Origin of the sequence: Stenotrophomonas panacihumi (assembly GCF_001431645.1) — a bacterium.
GTDB lineage: Bacteria > Pseudomonadota > Gammaproteobacteria > Xanthomonadales > Xanthomonadaceae > Stenotrophomonas_A > Stenotrophomonas_A panacihumi.
This window is the reverse complement of record NZ_LLXU01000051.1, coordinates 1-19,380: the sequence shown is the minus strand read 5'-3', so window position 1 is coordinate 19,380 and position 19,380 is coordinate 1. Positions and strand designations below refer to the sequence as shown.

The 19,380-nt window shown below is 70.3% G+C and carries 17 protein-coding genes; 4 read left to right on the top strand and 13 right to left on the bottom strand.

Annotated elements, in window-relative coordinates; all coding sequences use genetic code 11:
• Nucleotides 1-421: 421 nt before the first annotated feature.
• From ARC20_RS03135 to ARC20_RS03125, 3 genes are all read right to left on the bottom strand, one after another.
• Entirely contained in the window at nucleotides 422-895 is a 474-nt protein-coding gene (locus tag ARC20_RS03135; RefSeq protein ID WP_057644191.1) for a hypothetical protein, read from the bottom strand.
• 63 nt (nucleotides 896-958) lie between these two features.
• A complete protein-coding gene (locus tag ARC20_RS03130) occupies nucleotides 959-3,061 on the bottom strand; it encodes a prolyl oligopeptidase family serine peptidase (protein ID WP_057644188.1) in 2,103 nt (700 codons plus the stop codon).
• Nucleotides 3,062-3,140: 79 nt separating this feature from the next.
• Nucleotides 3,141-3,458 (bottom strand): hypothetical protein, encoded by a 318-nt coding sequence (locus ARC20_RS03125; RefSeq protein ID WP_057644185.1) that lies wholly within the window; start codon nucleotides 3,456-3,458, stop codon nucleotides 3,141-3,143.
• Between the two features lie 130 nt (nucleotides 3,459-3,588).
• On the opposite strand from ARC20_RS03125, the gene ARC20_RS03120 reads away from it, so the two are divergent.
• Nucleotides 3,589-4,158, top strand: coding sequence for a lipocalin family protein (locus ARC20_RS03120; RefSeq protein WP_057644182.1), 570 nt, complete (start codon nucleotides 3,589-3,591; stop codon nucleotides 4,156-4,158).
• A gap of 33 nt (nucleotides 4,159-4,191) precedes the next feature.
• On the opposite strand, the gene ARC20_RS03115 is transcribed toward ARC20_RS03120, so the two are convergent.
• A complete protein-coding gene (locus ARC20_RS03115; protein ID WP_057644179.1) occupies nucleotides 4,192-5,160 on the bottom strand; it encodes a helix-turn-helix transcriptional regulator in 969 nt (322 codons plus the stop codon).
• Between the two features lie 85 nt (nucleotides 5,161-5,245).
• On the opposite strand from ARC20_RS03115, the gene ARC20_RS03110 reads away from it, so the two are divergent.
• From ARC20_RS03110 to ARC20_RS03100, 3 genes are all read left to right on the top strand, one after another.
• On the top strand, nucleotides 5,246-5,881 hold the full coding sequence (locus ARC20_RS03110) for a hypothetical protein (RefSeq protein ID WP_146165857.1): 636 nt from the start codon (nucleotides 5,246-5,248) through the stop codon (nucleotides 5,879-5,881).
• Nucleotides 5,882-6,051: 170 nt separating this feature from the next.
• Entirely contained in the window at nucleotides 6,052-6,855 is an 804-nt protein-coding gene (locus ARC20_RS03105) for a hypothetical protein (protein ID WP_057644174.1), read from the top strand.
• Between the two features lie 100 nt (nucleotides 6,856-6,955).
• The gene (locus ARC20_RS03100) at nucleotides 6,956-7,765 is read left to right on the top strand and encodes a DUF481 domain-containing protein (RefSeq protein WP_057644171.1); all 810 of its coding nucleotides are present in this window, start codon (nucleotides 6,956-6,958) and stop codon (nucleotides 7,763-7,765) included.
• A gap of 41 nt (nucleotides 7,766-7,806) precedes the next feature.
• Here ARC20_RS03100 and hemC read toward each other — a convergent pair whose 3' ends face one another.
• The 9 genes from hemC to ARC20_RS03055 form a co-directional block, all read right to left on the bottom strand.
• The gene (gene hemC, locus ARC20_RS03095; RefSeq protein WP_057644169.1) at nucleotides 7,807-8,733 is read right to left on the bottom strand and encodes a hydroxymethylbilane synthase; all 927 of its coding nucleotides are present in this window, start codon (nucleotides 8,731-8,733) and stop codon (nucleotides 7,807-7,809) included.
• 44 nt (nucleotides 8,734-8,777) lie between these two features.
• The gene (locus tag ARC20_RS03090) at nucleotides 8,778-9,512 is read right to left on the bottom strand and encodes a LytR/AlgR family response regulator transcription factor (RefSeq protein WP_057644165.1); all 735 of its coding nucleotides are present in this window, start codon (nucleotides 9,510-9,512) and stop codon (nucleotides 8,778-8,780) included.
• Nucleotides 9,513-9,576: 64 nt separating this feature from the next.
• A complete protein-coding gene (locus ARC20_RS03085) occupies nucleotides 9,577-10,596 on the bottom strand; it encodes a sensor histidine kinase (RefSeq protein ID WP_057644162.1) in 1,020 nt (339 codons plus the stop codon).
• Nucleotides 10,597-10,633: 37 nt separating this feature from the next.
• Entirely contained in the window at nucleotides 10,634-11,311 is a 678-nt protein-coding gene (locus ARC20_RS03080; protein WP_057644160.1) for an alpha/beta hydrolase, read from the bottom strand.
• 52 nt (nucleotides 11,312-11,363) lie between these two features.
• Nucleotides 11,364-13,280 (bottom strand): glucans biosynthesis glucosyltransferase MdoH, encoded by a 1,917-nt coding sequence (gene mdoH, locus ARC20_RS03075; protein ID WP_057644156.1) that lies wholly within the window; start codon nucleotides 13,278-13,280, stop codon nucleotides 11,364-11,366.
• Nucleotides 13,281-13,537: 257 nt separating this feature from the next.
• Complete coding sequence (locus ARC20_RS03070; protein WP_057644153.1) at nucleotides 13,538-15,355, bottom strand: SLC13 family permease; 1,818 nt, start codon at nucleotides 15,353-15,355, stop codon at nucleotides 13,538-13,540.
• A 67-nt stretch (nucleotides 15,356-15,422) separates the two neighbouring features.
• Complete coding sequence (locus ARC20_RS03065; protein WP_161809463.1) at nucleotides 15,423-17,651, bottom strand: patatin-like phospholipase family protein; 2,229 nt, start codon at nucleotides 17,649-17,651, stop codon at nucleotides 15,423-15,425.
• Nucleotides 17,652-17,726: 75 nt separating this feature from the next.
• Entirely contained in the window at nucleotides 17,727-18,890 is a 1,164-nt protein-coding gene (locus tag ARC20_RS03060) for a BamA/TamA family outer membrane protein (protein WP_057644148.1), read from the bottom strand.
• A gap of 59 nt (nucleotides 18,891-18,949) precedes the next feature.
• A partial coding sequence (locus ARC20_RS03055) for a DUF4136 domain-containing protein (RefSeq protein WP_057644145.1) occupies nucleotides 18,950-19,380 on the bottom strand: 431 nt, incomplete at its 5' end.

The following is a 19,380-nucleotide window of genomic DNA, read 5'->3' as shown; positions in this document are numbered from 1 at the left end:
TGGGGGGATCGCCTATACGCAGGGGTTGCCGGGGTTGCAGGGGGCGGTGGCGCGGATTGCGCGGGGGTTGGGTTCGCTTCCTGTGCGGTGATTTTTCCGCGATCTGGGGCTGGCTGGTTTCGATCGGCTACGGCTGCCTGGGTGCGTCGCCCGGCCACCCCATACATCCCCGACAACGGAACGAAGGTCAAAACCACGACCCGCCAATCGGAGTGGCTTTTGACTTTGTCGCCGGTCGAGGGGATTTGTGGGGCATTCGGGGGGCAGGCCCTGTCGGGGGCGTGAGGCGACAGGATGTCGCCGACCGAGCCCCGAGGCCATGGATGGCCGCTTTCGGGCGTCCCCCGACATGGCCTGCCCCCCGGATGCCGCGCGACGAACCCCGAACAGCCGCGCTTCAAGCAAGCCACGAAGCCGGAACCTACTCCCCGCACCCAGTCAGATCGAAGAACTGCCGCGCAGCAGCCTCCCGACGACCCGCCTCCTCCCGATACCAAAGTGCTTCGCGAAGATCGGGCAGCAGGAAGTGCACAGGCGCATCCCCACCCCGCCGTGGAATTTCATCCAGCAGGCGATAGGACGCATCGGCGCCGATGTACTCCACATCCCCCAGCGGACGCGGACCGTCCGGCGAAGGCAACTGCCACTGCGTCGAAGTGACCGGCCCGGTCGACGCCAGATGCTGGCGGGCGGCGCTCCCTCCGCCAAACGGCAGGAAATCCACCTCTCGCCCACTGCCCGCGAAATGCAGCCGCAGTGCCAGGCCCGAAGGCCAGTCGGAGGTAGCGGCCACTGGCAGGAAGCGCGCGGTGACCCGCGGGTCGTCGCGCAACGTGTAGTGCGCGCGTTCGGGCGGGCAGGCGGCGACGGCCAAGGCAAGCAACGGGAACAGCATGGAACTCTCCAATGAAAACGGCCGGCGAATGCCGGCCGTCTGCAAACAGCGCGAATCAGCAGGTCACTGCCCGCCCAGCCGCTCCCACAGGAAGCTGTACGCCAGCGCCGACATGTGCGCCTGCTGCGCATTGTTCGCCGCGCCGCCGTGGCCGCCTTCGATGTTCTCGTAGTAGGTCACGTCCTTCTTCGCGTCGATCATCTTGGCCGCCATCTTGCGGGCATGGCCCGGGTGCACCCGGTCATCGCGCGTGGAGGTCAGGAAGATGACCGGCGGATACTGCTTCTTCGCGTCGAACAGGTGGTACGGCGAGAACGTCTGGATGAACTTCCAGTCGTCCGTGTCCGGGTTGCCGTACTCGGCCATCCACGAGGCGCCCGCCAGCAGGTGGTTGTAGCGCTTCATGTCCAGCAGCGGCACCTGCACCACCACCGCGCCGAACAGCTGCGGGTACTGGGTCAGCATGTTGCCCGTCATCAGGCCGCCATTGCTGCCGCCCTGCACGCCCAGGTGCCGCGGCGAGGTGATCTTGCGCGTGACCAGGTCCTGCGCCACCGCCGCCATGTCCTCGTATGCCTTGTGACGGTTCTGCTTCAGCGCCGCCTGGTGCCAGCGCGGACCGTACTCGCCGCCGCCGCGGATGTTGGCAACGACATACACGCCGCCCTTCTCCAGCCACGCACGGCCCAGGCCACCGGAATAACCCGGCGTCATCGAGATCTCGAAACCACCGTAGCCGTACAGCAGCGTCGGCGCCTGGCCGTTGAACGCCAGGTCCTTCGGGCGCACCAGGAAGTACGGCACGCGCGTGCCGTCCAGGCTGGTGGCGAAGTGCTGCTCGATGGTGTCGCGGCTGGCGTCGAAGAACGCCGGCATCGTCTTCAGCGTCTCCGGCTTCTGGCCCAGTTCGACCAGCGAGAGCGTGGTCGGGGTGAGGTAGTCGGTGGCGGTCAGCCACACCGCATCGCTGTCGTCGCTGTCCACCGCTTCCACGCCCAGCGTGCCGAAGGCCGGCGCGCCGACGAATTCGCTCTTCTTCCACTGGCCATTCGCCGGCGTCAACACGCTCAGACGGTTCTTGACGTCATCGAGCACGTTGAGCACGAGGTGGTGGCGCGTCCAGGAGAAGCCCGCCAGCGAGGTGGTCTCGGTCGGGGCGAACAGCACCTCGAACTCGCGCTTGCCCGCCATGAAATCGTCGAACTTCGTCGCCAGCAGCGAACCGGCGGCATAGGTCTTGCCACCCACCGTCCACGGCTCACGCAACTCCAGCGTGAGCCACTCGCGCTTGACGCTCTTGCTCGCCGAGTTCGGCACATCGATCCTGGTGAGCTTGCCGGCGGCATCGCGCAGGTACAGCTCGTCGTTGTAGAAGGCCAGCGTGCGGCTGACGAAATCACGCGCGAAGCCCGGCGTGTCGTCGTGCATCGCGGCGATGTACATGTCGTCCGGCTTGCCTTCGTAGACCGTCTCGGCCTGTTCCAGCGGCGTGCCACGCTTCCAGCGCTTTACGATGCGCGGATAGCCCGAGCTGGTCTGCGTGCCTTCGCCGAAATCGGTGAACACGTAGACGGTGTCGGCGTCGATCCAGCCCAGCGCGCCCTTGGCCTCCGGGCGGAAGAAACCGTCCTTGACGAACTGCTTGGTGCCCAGGTCGAACTCGCGGGTGACGTCGGCGTCCGAGCCGCCGCGCGACAGCGCGATCAGGCAGCGCGTGTAGTCCGGGCGCAGGCAGTCGGCGCCATGCCACACCCACTGCGCGTTCTCGGCCTGGTTCAGCGCGTCCAGGTCCAGCACCGTCTCCCACTGCGGGTTCGGCTTGCGGTATTCGGCCAGCGTGGTGCGGCGCCACACGCCGCGCTCGTGCTGGCGGTCCTTCCAGAAGTTGTAATAGAACGCGCCGATCTTCTGCACGCCGGGAATCTTCGCGTCCGAGTCCAGCACCTCGCGGATGCTCGATTCCATCTGCTTGAACTGCGGCGTGCCGGCCAGCCGTGCCTCGGTCTTCGCGTTCTGCGCCTTCACCCAGTCCAGCGGCTTGGCGCCTTCCACGTCTTCCAGCCAGGCGTACGGGTCGGGGGTCATGGCGGCCTCCTTGGCGGACGCGATAAAGGGAGAGGCGGTGGCGAGACCCGCCACGAGGCAGGCAACGGCGAGCTTGGACATCAATCCTCCAGGATGGACATAACCGCGCCAACCTAGCACAGGGCCCGCAGCCCGCTCCCCTGCCAGAAGGCGCGTGCGCTCAGGCCGCCCGCGCCAGCAAGCCGGCGATGCCGCGGCGGGGGGCGGTCCGCCGGCGCGCCTGCGGCCCGCGGCGCATCGCACGCGCGCCCGGCACGCGACGCACGCGCCACCGCGGCAGGCGGAAGCGGTACAGCGCCCACCAGGCGGTCATCGGCATGCCCAGCAGCCACAGCGGGCCCCAGCCCAGCCATTGGCTGTAGCCGCGCGCGGCCGGCCACACCAGTACCAGCGCCAGCCCGGCCAGGGCGACCTGCCGCACGGCGCGCAGCACGCGCGGATCGGGGGAATGCGAGGGCGAGGGAGCGTGACGCTGCATGGGTTTTCTCCAATCCGGTCGGGAAGCGCAAATTCCCCCATCGCCATCTCACGGATTGCGACCTACCATTGACGCGAAGTTCGCCCCTGCCCGTTTACCGTGCAGGCCAGCCAAGCCAAGACGAGCCACGATGCGCCTGACCGCCACCCTTGCCCTAGCGTTCCTGATCGGTCTGGCCGCCCCGGCCGCGGCGCGCGAAACCCCATCCACCGAACGCCCGGCGCTGGAGCTGCCGCGCCTGGCCGGCACCTGGTACGTCATCGCGCGCATCCCCAACCCGGTCGAGCGCGGGCACGTCGCCAGCCGCGACGAGTACACGCTGCGCGACAACAATTCGCTGGGCATCCGCTACGTCTACCGCGAAGGCTTCAACGAGCCGGAGCAGGAGAAGACCGCGCGCGCCTCGGTGGACGAGGACAGCGGCAACTACGACTGGCGCGTGTGGTTCTACAAGATCATCCCGACCAGGCAGCGCATCCTGGAAGTGGCGCCGGATTACTCCTGGATGCTGATCTCCTGGCCGGGCCGCGACCTGGCGTGGATCTTCGCCCGCTCGCCGGACATGGACAACGAGCAGTACCGCACGCTGGTGGCCAAGCTGCGCGACGACTACGGCGTGTACACCGACAAGCTCAAGCGCGTGCCGCAGAAGCGCGAGCAGGTGGACAAGCTCGGCTTCGAAGTCCCCAACAAGCGCTGAGGCGCCGCGTCGGCGCCCCGGGCGGGCGCCGGATCAATCCTCGTAGTTGCTCAGGGCCAGCGCGAGCAGCGCCTTGGCTTGTTCGCGCAGCGATTTCGGCTCGATGATTTCCGCGTCCGAGCCGTAGTGCAGCACGTCCATCAGCAGCTCGCGCGAGACGCTGTACGGCAGCTTCAGCTCGTAGCGCCCGTCGGGCAGGAAACGGCCCTGCTGCTTGGAATGCCAGTGCTCGTCGGCGACCCAGCGCGCGGCCTTGGCGCTGAAGACGATGGTCGCCCAGCCCTTCGGCGCGCCGGAGAAGATGCCATAGGAGGCGGCGAGCTGGTCGTCCAGGTCGCTGTCGGGCACGTCGCGCGCCGGCTCGTCGAGCACGCGCGCATGATTGATGCGGTCGACCGCGAAGCTGCGCACGCCTTCGCGGCCATGGTCCCAGGCATCGAGGTACCAGTTGTCGCGGTAGTGGGTGATGCGCTGCGGCGAGACGGTGCGGCGCGTGGCCTCGTCGGTGGAGCGGGCGCGGTATTCGAAGCTCAGCTGCTTGCGCTCCAGCACCGCCGAGGCGACGCTGCGGAAGCTGGCTTCGTCCAGCTTGCGGCCGCGGTGCGGGATGACCCGCACGCGGTCCACCGGCCACTGCGAGACACCCGCCTGCGCGGCCAGCAGGCCTTCGATGCGCTGCTGCAGCGGCGCCAGCACCGAGGACAGCACGCCGCCGCCGGTCCGCGCGAGCAGCTGCTGCGACGCCAGCAGGGCATGCAGTTCTTCGGAGCTGAGCCACAGGCCCGGCAGTTCGAAGCGGTCGCTCTCCCCGGCCAGGTAGCGGAAGCCCGCCTCGCCGTCGCCTTCCACCGGCGCCATCAGCGCATCGCGCAGGAACGCCAGGTCGCGGTACACGGTGGCGCGGGAACAACCCAGCTCATCCTGCAGCCGCGCCACCGTCACCGGATAGCGGGCCGCCTTGAGCAGGCGATGCAGGGCATTGATGCGTTCATAGCGGTCCATGCCCCGATTATGTCCGACTCGCGGGTGACAGCGCGCGCGTGCCGGGGTGGGCTATCGTGACGCCCCCCACATCCCGGTGCCGGCCATGACCCGTCTCCCCCGCCCCGCTCCCGCCGTGCTGCTCGGCATCGCCCTGCTGGCGACCGGTTGCACGCGCACGCCGCAGGCCACGCCGGCCGCGGCCCCGGCCGTGCCGCAGGCCCCGGCCAGCACGGCGCACGCCCCGGCGCAGATGGTGCTCGAGGCGATGGCGCGGTTCCGCGCGGCGCGCGCCTTCGAGGCGCGGATGCAGCTGGAAGGCACGCGCTCGCAGGACAGCCGGCTCGAATACGTCGCACCGGATCGCTACCGCCTGCAGCTGCCGATGGGCACGCAGGTCGTGATCGGCGACACGCTTTACCTGCAGGCCGAAGGGCGCAGCGAGCGCGTGCCGCTGCCGGCGGGCCTGCTGGCGCAGTGGCGCGATCCGTTGCAGCTGCAGGCCGGCGAAGCGCTGCGGGTGGAGGATCTTGGCGCCGATCCGCTCGATGGCCAGCCCACCCACCTGTATCGCGTGATCCACCCGGACCCGGCACGCCCGGCGATGCGGCTGTGGATCGACGCCGACGGCCGCCCGCGCCGCATCGAACAAAGCGGCCGCGATGCCGGCGGCGCCGATTACCGCCTGCAGATCGACTACAGCCGCTTCGACGACCCGGCCCTGCGCATCGACGCGCCCTGAACCGGCGGTCGCGTCGTGCGACGGGCGGCGCGCCGCGCGCGGCGGCGGGATGGCAGAATCCGCTCGGGGATCCGCTACAACCAGATGCATCGGGGAGATGCCGTGTTCCATCGAATTCCGCGGCCGTGGCCGCTTGGGGGATACCCGTTCGCCTGCGCGGAGGTGTGCCCGTGCTGAAGTCGCTTCCCGCCGGCTGGCCCGTCCTGTTGACGCGCACGCTCGGCCTGCTCGGCCTGGGCATGCTCGTCTGGGCCTGCGTGAGCACCGCGCTGCTGCAGGGCCGCGGCGATGCCTTCCTGAGCCTGCGCCCGCTGCAGGACCGCAGCCTGGGCATGGGCTTCGTGCTCTCGGCGCTGCTGCTGGCGCCGCTGTGGCCGAAGACCGCCCACGCCGACCAGCGCATCTGGCGCCCGCGCGCGCTGGCCGCCCTCGGCGTGGCGCTGGTGGGTGACCTGGCGCTGATCGTGCTGCTGCACTTGCCCGCGTACTCGCCGGGCCTGATCGCCATCGCCGGCGCCATCGCCTGCATGGGCGCGCTGGCGGCGATCTGCATGGCCACCCTCGCCCTGGAACAACCGCGCTCGCAGTGGCTGCTGCCGGCGCAGTGCGCGCTGGCGCTGCTCTCCGGCGCGGTGCTGTTCTTCGCCTTCATGGCGTGGCTGTGGCCGGGGCAGATGGCCGCCGGCGGCGTGCCGTCGCTGGTGCTGCTCGGCGCCATTTCTGCCGCGCTGCTGCTGGCCACCTGGCTGGGCGAAGGGCGCGATGCGCTGCTGCCGCTGCCGGCGCGCTGGCCGCGCTGGTCGCTGCTGCTGGCCTTGCTGGTGGTGCCGCTGCTGCTGGTGGCCGTGCTGGCGATCAAGCCGGGCCTGCAGAAGCCGGTATGGGTGTTGGCGGTGCTGGCGATGGGCGTGGTGATCGCCCTGGATGCGCGCGAGCGTGGCGAAAATGTCGGCGCGGGACGCAACGGGGCATGAAGCGCGGCGGCCGGGCAGCCCCGGCCGCGTGAAGGCTTCCGTTATCATGAAAGCGTTTTCCCCACCGTGTGCCTGCTGGCCGCCTGATCGAGAGTCGACCATGTCCCGCCGTGTCCTGCTGACTGCTTCCGTCCTGCTTTCCTGTTCCAGCGCCGCCTTCGCGCAGACTGTTACCCCAGCCGTATCCAATGGCCCCACCGATCCCGCGCTGGCGGTGATCCCCTCGCCCTGGAGCGGTTCCAGCGGTGAACTGGGCTTCGCTTCCGCCCACGGCAACAGCTCCACCGAGAGCTTCAACGGCCGCCTGAAGGGCCGCTACACCGACGGCGACTGGATCCACTCGCTGGACCTGTTCGGCATGCGTTCCAGCGCCGAATACACCAACACCGCCGACGACGGCACCACCACGCGCGAGCGCCAGACCACCGCCGAGCGCTACACCGCCGCGGCCGGCAGCGCGCTGCAGCTCGGCGAGCATCGCCAGCTCACCGCCACCGGCCGTTACGAAACCGACGACTTCGCCACCTACGATCGCCTGGCGACCTTCGGCATCGGCTACGGCACGCGCCTGCTGGACTGGCAGAACTTCTACCTCGACGCGCAGATCGGCCCCGGCGTGCGCCGCGCGCACGATGCGGTGGAGGATCGCGAGGAGACCGGCCTGATCGGCCGCGGCCTGTTCGACCTGAAGTACACCATCACCCCGACCACCGACCTGGTGAACACGCTGCTGATCGAATCGGGCAGCTACAACACCTACGCGCAGAACGATTTCGGCGTGCAGGTGGCGATGAACCAGCGTTTCGCGCTGAAGGCGGCGTGGCAGATGCGCCACAACAGCGACGTCAGCGACGACAGCAAGAAGACCGACACGCTGACCACGGTGAACCTGGTCTACACCTTCAAGTAAGCGCGGCCTGAGCCGTGACGCGGGATCCCCGGGATCCCGCGTCAGCCCGCCTCGCGCGCATACGGCCCCAGCAGCACGTCGCCGCCGGCCGCCATCAACTGCCGCGCCACCTCGCGCCCGAGCGCCTCGCGGTCAGCCACCGCACCGCTGGCCTGCGCGCGCACCAGCCGCCCGTCGCCGGCGTCGCCCACCAACCCCTGCAGCTCCAGCGCGTCACCACGATGCGTGGTATACGCGGCCACCGGCACATGGCAGCTGCCGTGCAACGCGCGATTCATCGCCCGCTCGGCCTCCACGCATTCGCGCGTGGCGCCATGGTCCAGCGCTTCGAGCAGCGCCATCACCTGCGGATCGTCGCCGCGACATTCCACCGCGATGGCGCCCTGCGCCGGGGCCGGCAACCACTGCGGCGCATCCAGGCGCCCGGCGATGCGATCGCCCAGGCCCAGCCGCTGCAGGCCGGCACAGGCCAGCACGATGGCGTCGTATTCGCCGGCATCGAGCTTGGCCAGGCGCGTGTTGACGTTGCCGCGCAGGTCGCGCAGTTCCAGATCCGGGCGCAGCGCGCGCAACTGGGCCTGGCGGCGCAACGAGGAAGTGCCCACGCGCGCGCCATGCGGCAGGTTCGCCAGCGAGGCGTAGCGGCCGACCAGCGCATCGGCCGGGTCGGCACGCTCCAGCACGGCGGGCAGCACGAACGGCGCGTCCAGGTCCATCGGCACGTCCTTCATCGAATGCACCGCGCAATCGGCCTCGCCGCGCAGCATCGCCAGCTCCAGTTCCTTCAGGAACAGGCCCTTGCCGCCGATGGCGGCCAGCGAGCGGTCCAGCACTTCATCGCCCTTGGTGCTCAGCGGCACCAGCAGGACTTCCAGGTGGCGGTGGCACTGCTGCAGCCGGGCGGCGACGTGTTCGCTCTGCCACAGGGCGAGCGGGCTCTTGCGGGTGGCGATGCGCAGGGTCTTCATGCGCGGATTATCGCCCGCCGCGGCGGTGCGCGTATTGCGCGCGATCAACCGCCCTGGCGCAGTTCGCCGCGCAGGTTGGCCACGCAGCGCCGGCTCACTTCCAGCGGCTGGGCGACGTCGCGCAGCACCGCGTGCACCTGGCCGTCGCCGCTGCGGCGCAATTCGGCCAGCTGGCCGCGCGCGACCAGGCAGTTGCGATGGATGCGCACCAGCCGCTCGGCGAACTCCTCCTCCAGCGACTTGAGCGATTCCTCGATCAGGTCCTCGCCACGCGCGTGGTGGACGATGACGTACTTCTCCTCGGCCTGCAGGTAGTGGATCTCCTCGACCGGGATCAGCCGCAGGCTGCCGCGCAGCCGCGCGCACAGGTGGGTGCGCTGGCGGGTGGGCTCTTCGACCGGCGGCGCCGGCACGCGGCCGGCGATGAAGGTAGCCGCGCGTTCCAGCGCGGCGGCCAGGCGCTCCGGGCGCACCGGCTTCATCAGGTAATCGATGGCGGCCGCATCGAAGGCGGACAGCGCGTGCTGGTCGTAGGCGGTGCAGAACACCACCGCCGGACGCGGGGCGAAATCGCGCAGGTGGCGCGCGGCCTCCAGGCCATCGACGCCGGGCATGGAGATGTCCAGCAGCACCACGTCCGGCTGGCGGGCGGCCGCCAGCTGCAGGGCCTGCTCGCCGTTCTCGGCCTCGCCCACCAGCTCCACGCGGGCGTGGGCGGCCAGCAGCGAGCGCAGGCGTTCGCGCGCCAGCGGCTCGTCGTCGGCGATCAACACTTTCACGGCAGCCGCTCCCCGGCCGGTGACCCCATGCACATGCAGCAACTTCCCCGTTTCCCCCGCCCGGCTAGCTCAGTGGCAGGGCGATCTCGCAGGCATAGTAGCCTCCGCTCCAGCCGGCCGTCATCCGCGCGCCCGGGCCGAAGCGGTAGGCCAGGCGGTGGGCGATGCTGGCCTGGGCATGGCCGGCGCCGCGCCCGAGGGGGTCCACGGCCGCCGCCGGGTCCGGCGCGGGGTTGAGGATGCGGATGCGCAGCAAGGGGCCCTCGCGTTGCAGCGACAGGGTGATCACCCCGCCCGCCGGCAGCCGCGAGATGCCATGCAGCACGGCGTTCTCCACCAGGGGCTGCAGCACCAGGCGCGGCATCGGCAGCGCCCACGGCAGGTCTTCCCCGCGTTCCCACTGCACCGCCAGCCGCTCGCCCAGGCGCAGCGTCTCGATGGACAGGTAGCGCTCGGCCAGCTCGCATTCGTTGCGCAGGGTGGAATCGCCCTCGCCGGCGCCGAGCGCGGCGCGGAACAGGTCCGAGAGGTCCAGCACCGCCTGCTCGGCGACCAGCGGGTCGCGGCGCAGCAGGCTGGCGATGAGGTTCATGCTGTTGAACAGGAAGTGCGGGCGGATGCGCGCCTGCAGCGCGTCGGCCTCGGCGCGGGCATTGGCCTGGGTCTGCGCGGCCCAGCGGTCGCTGACATAGAAATAGCGCAAGGCCAGCGCGCAGATCAGCGCCACCGTGGTGGCGCAGCCGAGGCTGAAGCGCCAGAAGCCGATGCCCTGCCCCAGCGGCCCGCTGTTGGTGGCCGCATACAGCGCATGCACCACGCCGCTGCCGATCAACGCCGCCAGCCACGCCAGCAGCAGCGCCAGCCACGCGCCCTCTCGCGGCTGGAAGCGCGCCAGCGGCTCGCGCAGCACGCACAGCAGCGCGGTGACACCCAGGGCCAGCCACAGCGCCAGGCCGGAGGCGGACAGGAAACGCCCCGGCGTCACCGGCGTGGAGGCATCGGGCACCAGCATCACGATCACCACCACCAGCTCGGCCAGGCCGACCATCGCGCCCACGCGCGGCAGCCGGCACAGTTCGGGCATCCACGGCTGCGCGGCGCGGGGATCGCTCACGTCGGCGTCAGGCCGCGGCGGCGAAGCGGCGGTCCAGCCACGCGGCGAGCGCGTCGATTTCCTCGGCGCAGACCTGGTGGGCCATCGGGTAGGCGTGCCACTCGATGTCGAAGCCCAGCGACTGCAACGCCTGCGCGCTCTGCTGGGCGTGCACGATGGGGATCACCGGGTCGCCTTGGCCGTGGGCCATGAACAGCGGCTGGCGCTGGGCACCGGCGACGAGGTGGTCGGCGGCGTGCGCCATGTCCGGCAGATAGGTGGACAGGCCGATCAGCCCGGCCAGCGGCACCTGCCGGCGCAGGCCGGCAGCCAGCGTGATGGCGCCGCCCTGCGAGAAGCCTGCCAGCAGGATGCGCTCGGGCGGAATGCCGCGGGCCTGTTCGCGTTCGATCAGTGCTTCGACCTGCGCCACCGATTCGAGCACGCCGGTGCGATCTGCGCGATCGGCGAAGTCGAAGCTGGCGATGTCGTACCAGCCGCGCATGCGCACGCCGTTGTTGATGGTGATCGCGCGCACCGGTGCATGCGGGAACACGAAGCGCAGCGCCGGCCAATGCGGGCGCACCAGCTCCGGCACGATGGGCGCGAAGTCGTGGCCATCGGCACCCAGGCCGTGCAGCCAGATCACGCTCCACTGCGGCGAGGGCCGGGTTTCGAGCTCCAGTGCATCCAGCGTGTCGGACATCGTGCGGCTTCCCTCGTGCGAAAGCCGCATTATGCCTGCCCGCCGGCGCGGCTTACTCGGCCGCGGCGGCCTGCGCGGCGGCGCGGCGCAGTTCGGCCGCGCGCACCATCACCGCGGGCGGGGCGATCTCTTCGGGAATGGCGAAGATGCCCAGGCGCTGCAGTCCTTCGCCGGCACGGCGCAGCGAGGTCAGCGCGACCACCGGGATCGCCAGCACCATGCCGATCACCACCGGCGCCATCCACGCCGCCAGCGACGGCGAGACCATGTAGGCCATCACGCCGGCCAGCAGGCCGAACAGGCTCAGGCCGCCGTAACCCTTGATCAGCGCGATCCAGGAAATCTTGCCGTCGTCGCGCTGCTGCGCGTCCCAGCCCGAATCCTTGCCGGCCAGCACCTCGGCCACGCCGCGCGACTGCAGGTACATCACCACCGGGGCCATCAGCGCGGCCAGCACGGTTTCCAGCAGGATGCTGAGCAGCGCGCGCAGCGCACCGCCGCAGCCGCGCCGTTCGACCGGGTTGAACAGCAGCGCCAGGTAGCCGAGCACCTTCGGCGCCAGCAGCACGCCCATGGTGAGCGCGAACACCCACAGCACGCCGTTGTCGCCCTGCGCATGCCAGTAGCGCGCCGGGGAGAACGGAATCTCGGCGGCGAGGTCGATGCCGTTGCCGGCCAGCGGGATGCCGATGCCGATCAGCATCAGCATCGCCCACATCGGCGCGGTGAAGTAATGGCCGATGCCGATCATCATGTGCATCCGGCTGACCCAGTGCAGGCCGCGGGCGGTGACCACCTTGGCGTGCTGCAGGTTGCCCTGGCACCAGCGGCGGTCGCGGATCAGCAGGTCGGTCAGCGTCGGCGGGCCTTCCTCGTAGCTGCCCTGCAGGTACGGCACCATGTGGGTGGCCCAGCCGGCCCGGCGCATCAGCGCGGCCTCGACGAAATCGTGGCTCAGCACGTGGCCGCCGAACGGCTTGCGCCCCGGCAGCGCCGGCAGCCCGGCGTGCGCGGCGAACGCGCGGGTGCGGATCACCGCGTTGTGGCCCCAGTAGTTGCTCTCGGCGCCATGCCACCAGGCCACGCCGTAGGCGATGATCGGGCCGTACACGCGGCCGCCGAACTGCTGCATGCGCGCGAACAGCGTATGGCCGTTCACCACCGCCGGCAGGCTCTGGATCAGGCCGACGTCCGGGTTGAGCTCCATGCCGGCGACCAGGCGCACGATGGTGTCGCCGGCCATCAGGCTGTCGGCGTCGAGGATGAGCATCTGCGGGTAGTCGCCGCCGAAGCGCTGCACCCAGTCGGCGATGTTGCCGGCCTTGCGCCCGGCGTTGTCGGCGCGGCGGCGGTAGAAGATGCGCCCGGCGCCGCCGGTGCGTTCGCACAGCGCCGCGTACTCGCGCTCCTCGGCCAGGCCGATGGCCGGGCGGGTGGTGTCGCTGAGGATGAAGAAGTCGAAGCGGTCCAGCTGGCCGGTGGCGGCGACCGATTCGTAGATCGCCTGCAGGCCGGCGAGCAGGCGCCGCGGGTCTTCGTTGTAGGTGGGCATCAGCAGCGCGGTACGGCTGTGCAGGGTGGGCAGCGGCGCGTCGGGGTCGATGCCCAGCTTGCGGCCGCGCCCGAACACCACGCTGATGAAGCCGGCCACGGCGCTGGCGAAGGACATGGCGACCCAGGCGAACAGCAGCACGAACAGCACCAGCAGGCAGGCCTCCAACACGCTGATGCCGTCGGCCCACATCACCGAGGCCATCATCCAGGTGGCGCCCAGCGTCATCGCGGCGGTGCCGCCGATCAGGTAGAAGCGGCGCAGGCCGATGCCCAGCGGCGAGGTGCGCTGGCGCGGCACCTGCAGGTGGCCGGCGCGCAGGGATTGCTCGGGCATCTCCAGCGGGGATTCGGCGGGCAGCACGGCCAGGCCGGCGTCGCGCACGGGGGCGACGGCTTCGATCACGGTGGCGCTCATGTCAGACGACGGCGCCCCGCACCGGCTGGATTTGCACGGCGCTGCCGGCGCGGCGCGTCCGCTGGACGCCACGCATCGCTTTCCCAACTACGAACACAAGCACTCCTCGGCCGCGACGGTCATCGCCGCCCATGTTAGGTCATCACCATGGGGGAGCCCGTGCCCTCCCCGTTCAGGCGGCTTCCCCGGGCGGCAGACTACGCCGGTTTTGCCCAACGGGGGCCCAACGTGAATAGGCACCTGCGGGTCCGCCCGGGTCAATGGACGAATGGCCACAGCGGGCCGCCCAGCCAGAGCCAGCGGGCGGTCCAGGCCGCCGCCAGCCCGATCAGCGCGGTCAGCGGCACCCCCACCTTGAGGAAATCGGCGAAGCGGTACTGGCCCGGGTTGAGGATCAACAGGTTGCCGTGGTGGCCGATGGGCGTGAGGAAGGAGGCCACCGCCCCCATCGCGGTGCAGATCACGAACGGCACCGGCGGCAGGTGCAGGCCCTCGGCCACCGCCAGGGCAATCGGGGTGAGCAGCACGGTGGTCGCCGCGTCCGAGAGGATCTGGGTGAGCAGCGCGGCGGCGCTGAACATCACCAGCAGCAGGGTGAGGGGCGAGAGGCCGTCCACATGCGCCAGCAGCAGGTCGGCCAGGCGCTGCGCGGTGCCGGTCTGGTCCATGGCGATGCCCAGCGGGATTACGCCGGCGATCATCACGTAGATGCGCACGTCGATCTCCTCGTAGGCACGTTCGAGGGTGACGCAGCGCGAGAGCACCATTGCCACCGCGCCGGCCAGGAAGGCGATCTGCGGCGGCAGCCATTCGGTGGCCGCGGCCACCACCGAGGCCAGCATGATGCCCAGCGCCACCGGCCATCGCCGGCGGCGGCTGCGCTGGGCGTCGAACGGCATCAGCATCAGGAAGCCGCGGTGGTCGGAAAGCTGCTGGAACTTGTGCTGGCTGCCCCACAGCACCAGCAGGTCGCCCTCCTCCAGGCGCACCTCGGACAGCTCGCCGTGCAGCCAGCCCTGCTTGCGCCACAGGCCGACCACCACCACGCCGAGGTTGTGCAGGAAATCGATGCCCGACACGCTGCGGCCGACGAACTCCGAATGCGGCGCCACCACCGCCTGCACCAGCTGCTCCTCGCCGAAGGACTCGGGCGCATGGCCATCGGCCGGCTTCTCGCCGTACTTGGCCACCGCGTGCAGGGTCAGGCCCGGCTCGTCGCGCACCGAGGCGATTTCATCCGGCGAGGCGCGCACCAGCAGCACGTCGCCGGCGCGCAGGAAGCCGCCGGTATCGTTGCGGCGGCGGCGCAGGCCGTGGCGCAGCCAGTCGGCGACCTGCAGGCGCTCGCTGAAGGCCTCCTCGAACTCGCCAAGCGTGCGGCCGGCCCACGGCGAATCCTCCTCCACCAGCAATTCCGTGTAATAGCGCTCCAGGCGCAGGTAGTCGCCGCTGTCCTCTTCGCCCTGGCGCTTGGGCAGCAGCCAGCGTCCGGCGAGCATGTAGAGCATGCCCACCAGCACCAGCACGATGCCGATCGGGGTGATGGCGAACAGGTCCAGGCGCGGCTGGCCCGCGCGCGACAGCAGGTCGTTGGCCAGCAGGAACGCCGGCGCGCTGATCAGCGTGAGCGTGGTGCCCAGCGAGGCGGCCAGCGACATCGGCATCAGCAACCGCGAGGCCGCCAGCTGTTGCTCGCGCGCCAGGCGCATCATCACCGGCAGCATCATCGCGGTGATCATCAGGTGGTGGGAGAACGCCGCCATCGCCGCGGTGGCCGGCATGGTGACGGCGATGGCCCGCCATTCGCGCCCGCCGGCCGCGCGGCCGATCGCCGCGCCGATGCGGTCGGTGATGCCGGTGGCCGACAGCCCCGCCGAGAGCACGAACACCGCCGCCACGATGATCGCCGGTTCGCTGGCGAAGCCCGACAGCGCCTGCGCCGGCTTGAGGATGCCGGCCAGCGTGAGCGCCAGCGTCGCCAGCAGGGCGACCAGGTCCACGCGTAGCCGCCCGCTGATGAACAACACCAGCGTCACCGCGAGGATGACGAGGAAAACGATCTGTTGCGACTCCATGCCCTGTCCGGTTCAAGCCCCGCGGGCACCTTAGCCCATCGGGTGCAGCGCCTGCGTGCACGAGCGCCTACAGCGATTGTCCCAACTCGATGAACACCACCCGGTCGCCGCCTTCGCGCAGGCCCATGCCGAAGATCAGCGGGCCGATCCACGAATCGAAGCCGATGAAGAGGCTGCCGTTGACGATGCCATCGGCCAGGCTCATGTCGCTGCGCTTCTGCCAGGCATTGCCATACTCGAGCGTGCCGCCCACCTGCGCGGAGCGCCCGAGCACGCGGCCCAGCTCGTAGGTATAGCCGGCGAAGCCCAGCGCGTAGTCCTGCCCGGTGAGTTCGTTGTGCTGGAAGCCCGCCAGCCGCCAGCGCCCGCCGAGGCGGTACAGGCTTTCCGGCGGCGCCTGGCCGGAGATGGTGGCGTGGTAGCGCAGGCCCAGCTGCACCGCATGCCGGCCGAAACTGCGCGCGCCGACAAGATCGAAGTCCAGCTGGTCGAAATCCTCGTCGGCGCCGAGCCAGCCCTGCGAGCTGCGCACGCCCAGCCGGCCGAGGGTGCCGTCGCGCGGGAAGAACACGCTGTCGATGTCATCCCAGTTGAGTTGCGCGGTCAGCGCGCCCTGCTGGAAGTAGCGCTTGTCCTGCGGCGGCGTGCCGATGACCGCGCGCGCATCGCCGGCATAGCGCTCCACGCCGATGCCCAGGCTGGCCACCTCGCCGAAGTTGCGCGCGATGCCCACCGCGGCGCCGTAGCGTTGAACGCGGTCACGCTCGATGCGGTAGCCGGCGTCGTCGAAGATATTGAAGCTGCTGGTCTGGAAGCCGCCCACGGCATTGAAGGCATAGCGGTTGGCCGGATCCAGTGGCGCGTAGTACTCCCCGGTGAGGCCCGGTTCGCTGCCGATCTGCAGGGTGACGCGCGCCTCCGCCCCGTTCGGCGAGATCGGCGAGAAGCGCAGGCCCGCGCGCAGGTTGGCCTCGTGGTCGCCTTCCAGGTCGTTGCTGAGGGTCATGCCGGCCTCGAAGTACGCCGGACCATTGGGCTTGGGATGCGCGGTGACCACCACGCCGGTGCGTTCGTCCTCGCGCACGACGTCGTAGGTGATGCTCGACATCGTGCCCATTCCATAGGCGTGCAGGATGCCCTGCTGCAGCGCCTTCGCATCCAGCGGCTCGCCGACCTTCAGCGGCAGGTAGCCCATCAGCACTTCGTCCGAATAGCCGGTGTCGTTGACCAGGCGCACGAATTCCACGGTCGGCGCGGGCGGCAGATGCGTGCGCTGGTGCTGCTGGAACGCGGCGTACGTCGCTTCGTCGACGCTGTAGCGGCGCAGCTGCGGCGCGGCCGCGTCGGCCGCGACCTGGCCGATCTCCAGCGCCAGCGCGGCCTTGTCGAACTCGCCGGTGGCCACGCGGCCGGTGAGGTCCGGCCGGATGACCATGTCCTGCGGGCCGAGCGTGGCAAGCTGGCGCTGCGCGCTGCCGACGGTGAGGAAGCCGCTCATCTGGTCCACCACGTCGAGCACGCTGGCATCGCTGCCGAGCACGCGCAGCGGCGTGCCGACATCGACGGCGATGATCCGCTCGGCGCCCATCGCGCGCACCACGTCGATGGGGATCTGGTTGGCGATGCCGCCGTCGAGCAGCACGCGGTCGTCCAGGTTCACCGGATGCATGATGCCCGGCAGCGACATGCTCGCGCGCATCGCCATCGCCAGGCTGCCTTGACCGATCGCGACCGCCTGTCCGGTGTTGATGTCGGTGGCCACGGCGCGGAACGGAATCGGCAGGCGGTTGAAATCGCCGGCCACGCGGCCGCCACCGGTAGCGTTCTCGAACACGGCGATCAGCCGCTGCCCCTGGCTGATACCGGCGGCCAGGCGCACGCCGCCACTGTCGCCGCCGAAGCCCACGCCGATGGGCGCCAGCCGCGTGTAGTCGTCGCTCTTGCGGCGCAGCGTGCGGTCGCGGCGCGGCAGCGTATCGGAGAACGTGGCCTTCCAGTCGGTGGAAAGCACCACGTCCTCGATCTGCTGCGGGCTGCGTCCGGCCGCATACAGCGCGCCGACCAGCGCGCCGGCGCTGGTGCCGGCGATGCAGTCCACCGGGATGTGCAGCTCCTCCAGCTTCTTGAGCACGCGCACGTGCGCAATGCCGCGCGCGCCCCCACCGCCCAGCGCCAGGCCGATGCGCGGCCGCGTGTCGCCGGGCGCGCGCTCGCCGCACTGGTGGCCATCCAGGCCGGGGAAGGTTTCCGGCGGCGGCCCAGGCGTGGACGGCTGCGCGAACGCAGGCAAAGCCACGCACGGCAGGAGCCCGAGCCAATGCCAGGGGAATGCAGTCGCCGACCGCGTGCGCATCGCCAATCTCCGGGGGAGTTATCGCCAGGCACTGCCCATCTGGATGTAGAACGTGTGGTCGTCCGGCCCCCACGCGTAGTCGAGGCCGCCGTACAGGCCCAGCTTGCGGGCCAGCAGGTAGCGGAAGCCGCCGCCCTTGGCCACGGCGGTGGTGGCGTCGCCGAAGTCGTCCTTGCGGCCCCACGCGCGCCCGGCGCCGACGAAGCCGATCAACGCCCAGCGCGGGGTGAGGTTCCAACGCAGCTCGGTTTCCACCATGGCCGCGCGACGATCCTGGTAGCGGCCGGCGGCGATGCCGCGCATGTCCACGTAGGGCAGGCGGTAGAACGGCACATCGCCACCGACGGCGCGCAGGTCCAGGCGACCACCCACCACCAGCCGTTTGTCGAACATCGGCCAGTACGCGAACGTGTGCGCGCGATAGCTGTCGAAATCGACTTCGCCGCCGAAGCCTTCGCGGTAGAAATTGGCGTCCAGCGCGGCGGTCCAGCCGCTGGACGGGGTGAACGGGTTGTCGCGCGTGTCGTATTCGAGCATCAGGCCCAGGCCGGAGCTCTTCTGCGCCAGCTCCTTGTCTTCGAAGAACTGGCTGTCGGACGCGGTATCGAAGGACACGTCGAGGTCCATGTAGATCCAGGTCAGGCCGACATAGAAATCGTCGTCGCCGATGCGCCGCGCCACCTGCTGGAACGAAGCCAGGCCGTCGACGTTGTAGCCGATCTCCTGCACCGGGAAGAAGCGGCCCTGCGTGTAGAAGTCGAGGTTGAACGAGGCCTTGGCCACGCCGCCCTTGTAGCGCCAGCGGTCTTCGTCGAAATGCAGCATGGCGCCGCCGCCATACGCGTTGCTGCCGTTCTCCGTCTTCATGCCCATCACGCCGTAGATGTTGGGCGAGATGAAGCGGGTCTGGCCGCTGGCGGTGGTACGCGTGGCGGCGCTGCCTTCGGGGCGATGGAAGAACATCAACGCCACGCCACCGCCGTAGCCGAGGGCCGGCTCGGTGATGACGATCGGCACCGGCAGCACGCCGCGGTGGTTGAGCAGCCATTCGGACATGTCCAGCTTGCCGTCCTGCGGGTCGTGCATCAGCTGCCAGAAGCCGGGTTTGGCCGGCGCGGCATCGGATGCCTGCGCGCCCGCCAGCAGCGGCCACGCGGCCAGCCCAAGCAGGCATCGCGCCAAGCAACGCCCGCGGCGACCACGGTCGCGCGACGGGCAGTGCCTGGCAGCGTTGCCGAAGCTCACTTGGCCGGCGCCGGACCCGGTGGGAAGCCGGTGAACATCTTGGTCAACCCGGCCTCGACGGCGGCGTTCACCCTTTCAGGCGAACTGGGCACCGTGCCACTGGCCGTGCCACGCCAGATGGCCTGCTGGGTGGAGGTGTCGAACATGTCCACCACCAGCGTGCCGACATCGTAGGTGCGCACCGTGGTCTGCGCGGTCCCCATGCCCATGCCGCCGCCCCAACCACCGCGCCACCCCCAGCCGCCCATGCCGGTGCCGGTATAGAACGTATCGAGGGTCTGCCGCTGCTGGGTGATGATGTGGGCGGCCAGCGTGACCTGCCCGTCCGGCGCCTGCCGCCAGCCGAGCGCCTGCAGGCGCGCGTCGATGCCGTCGGTGATGCGCTGCTGCACCAGCGGAGACCCGGCTTGCGGCCGCATGCCCCAGG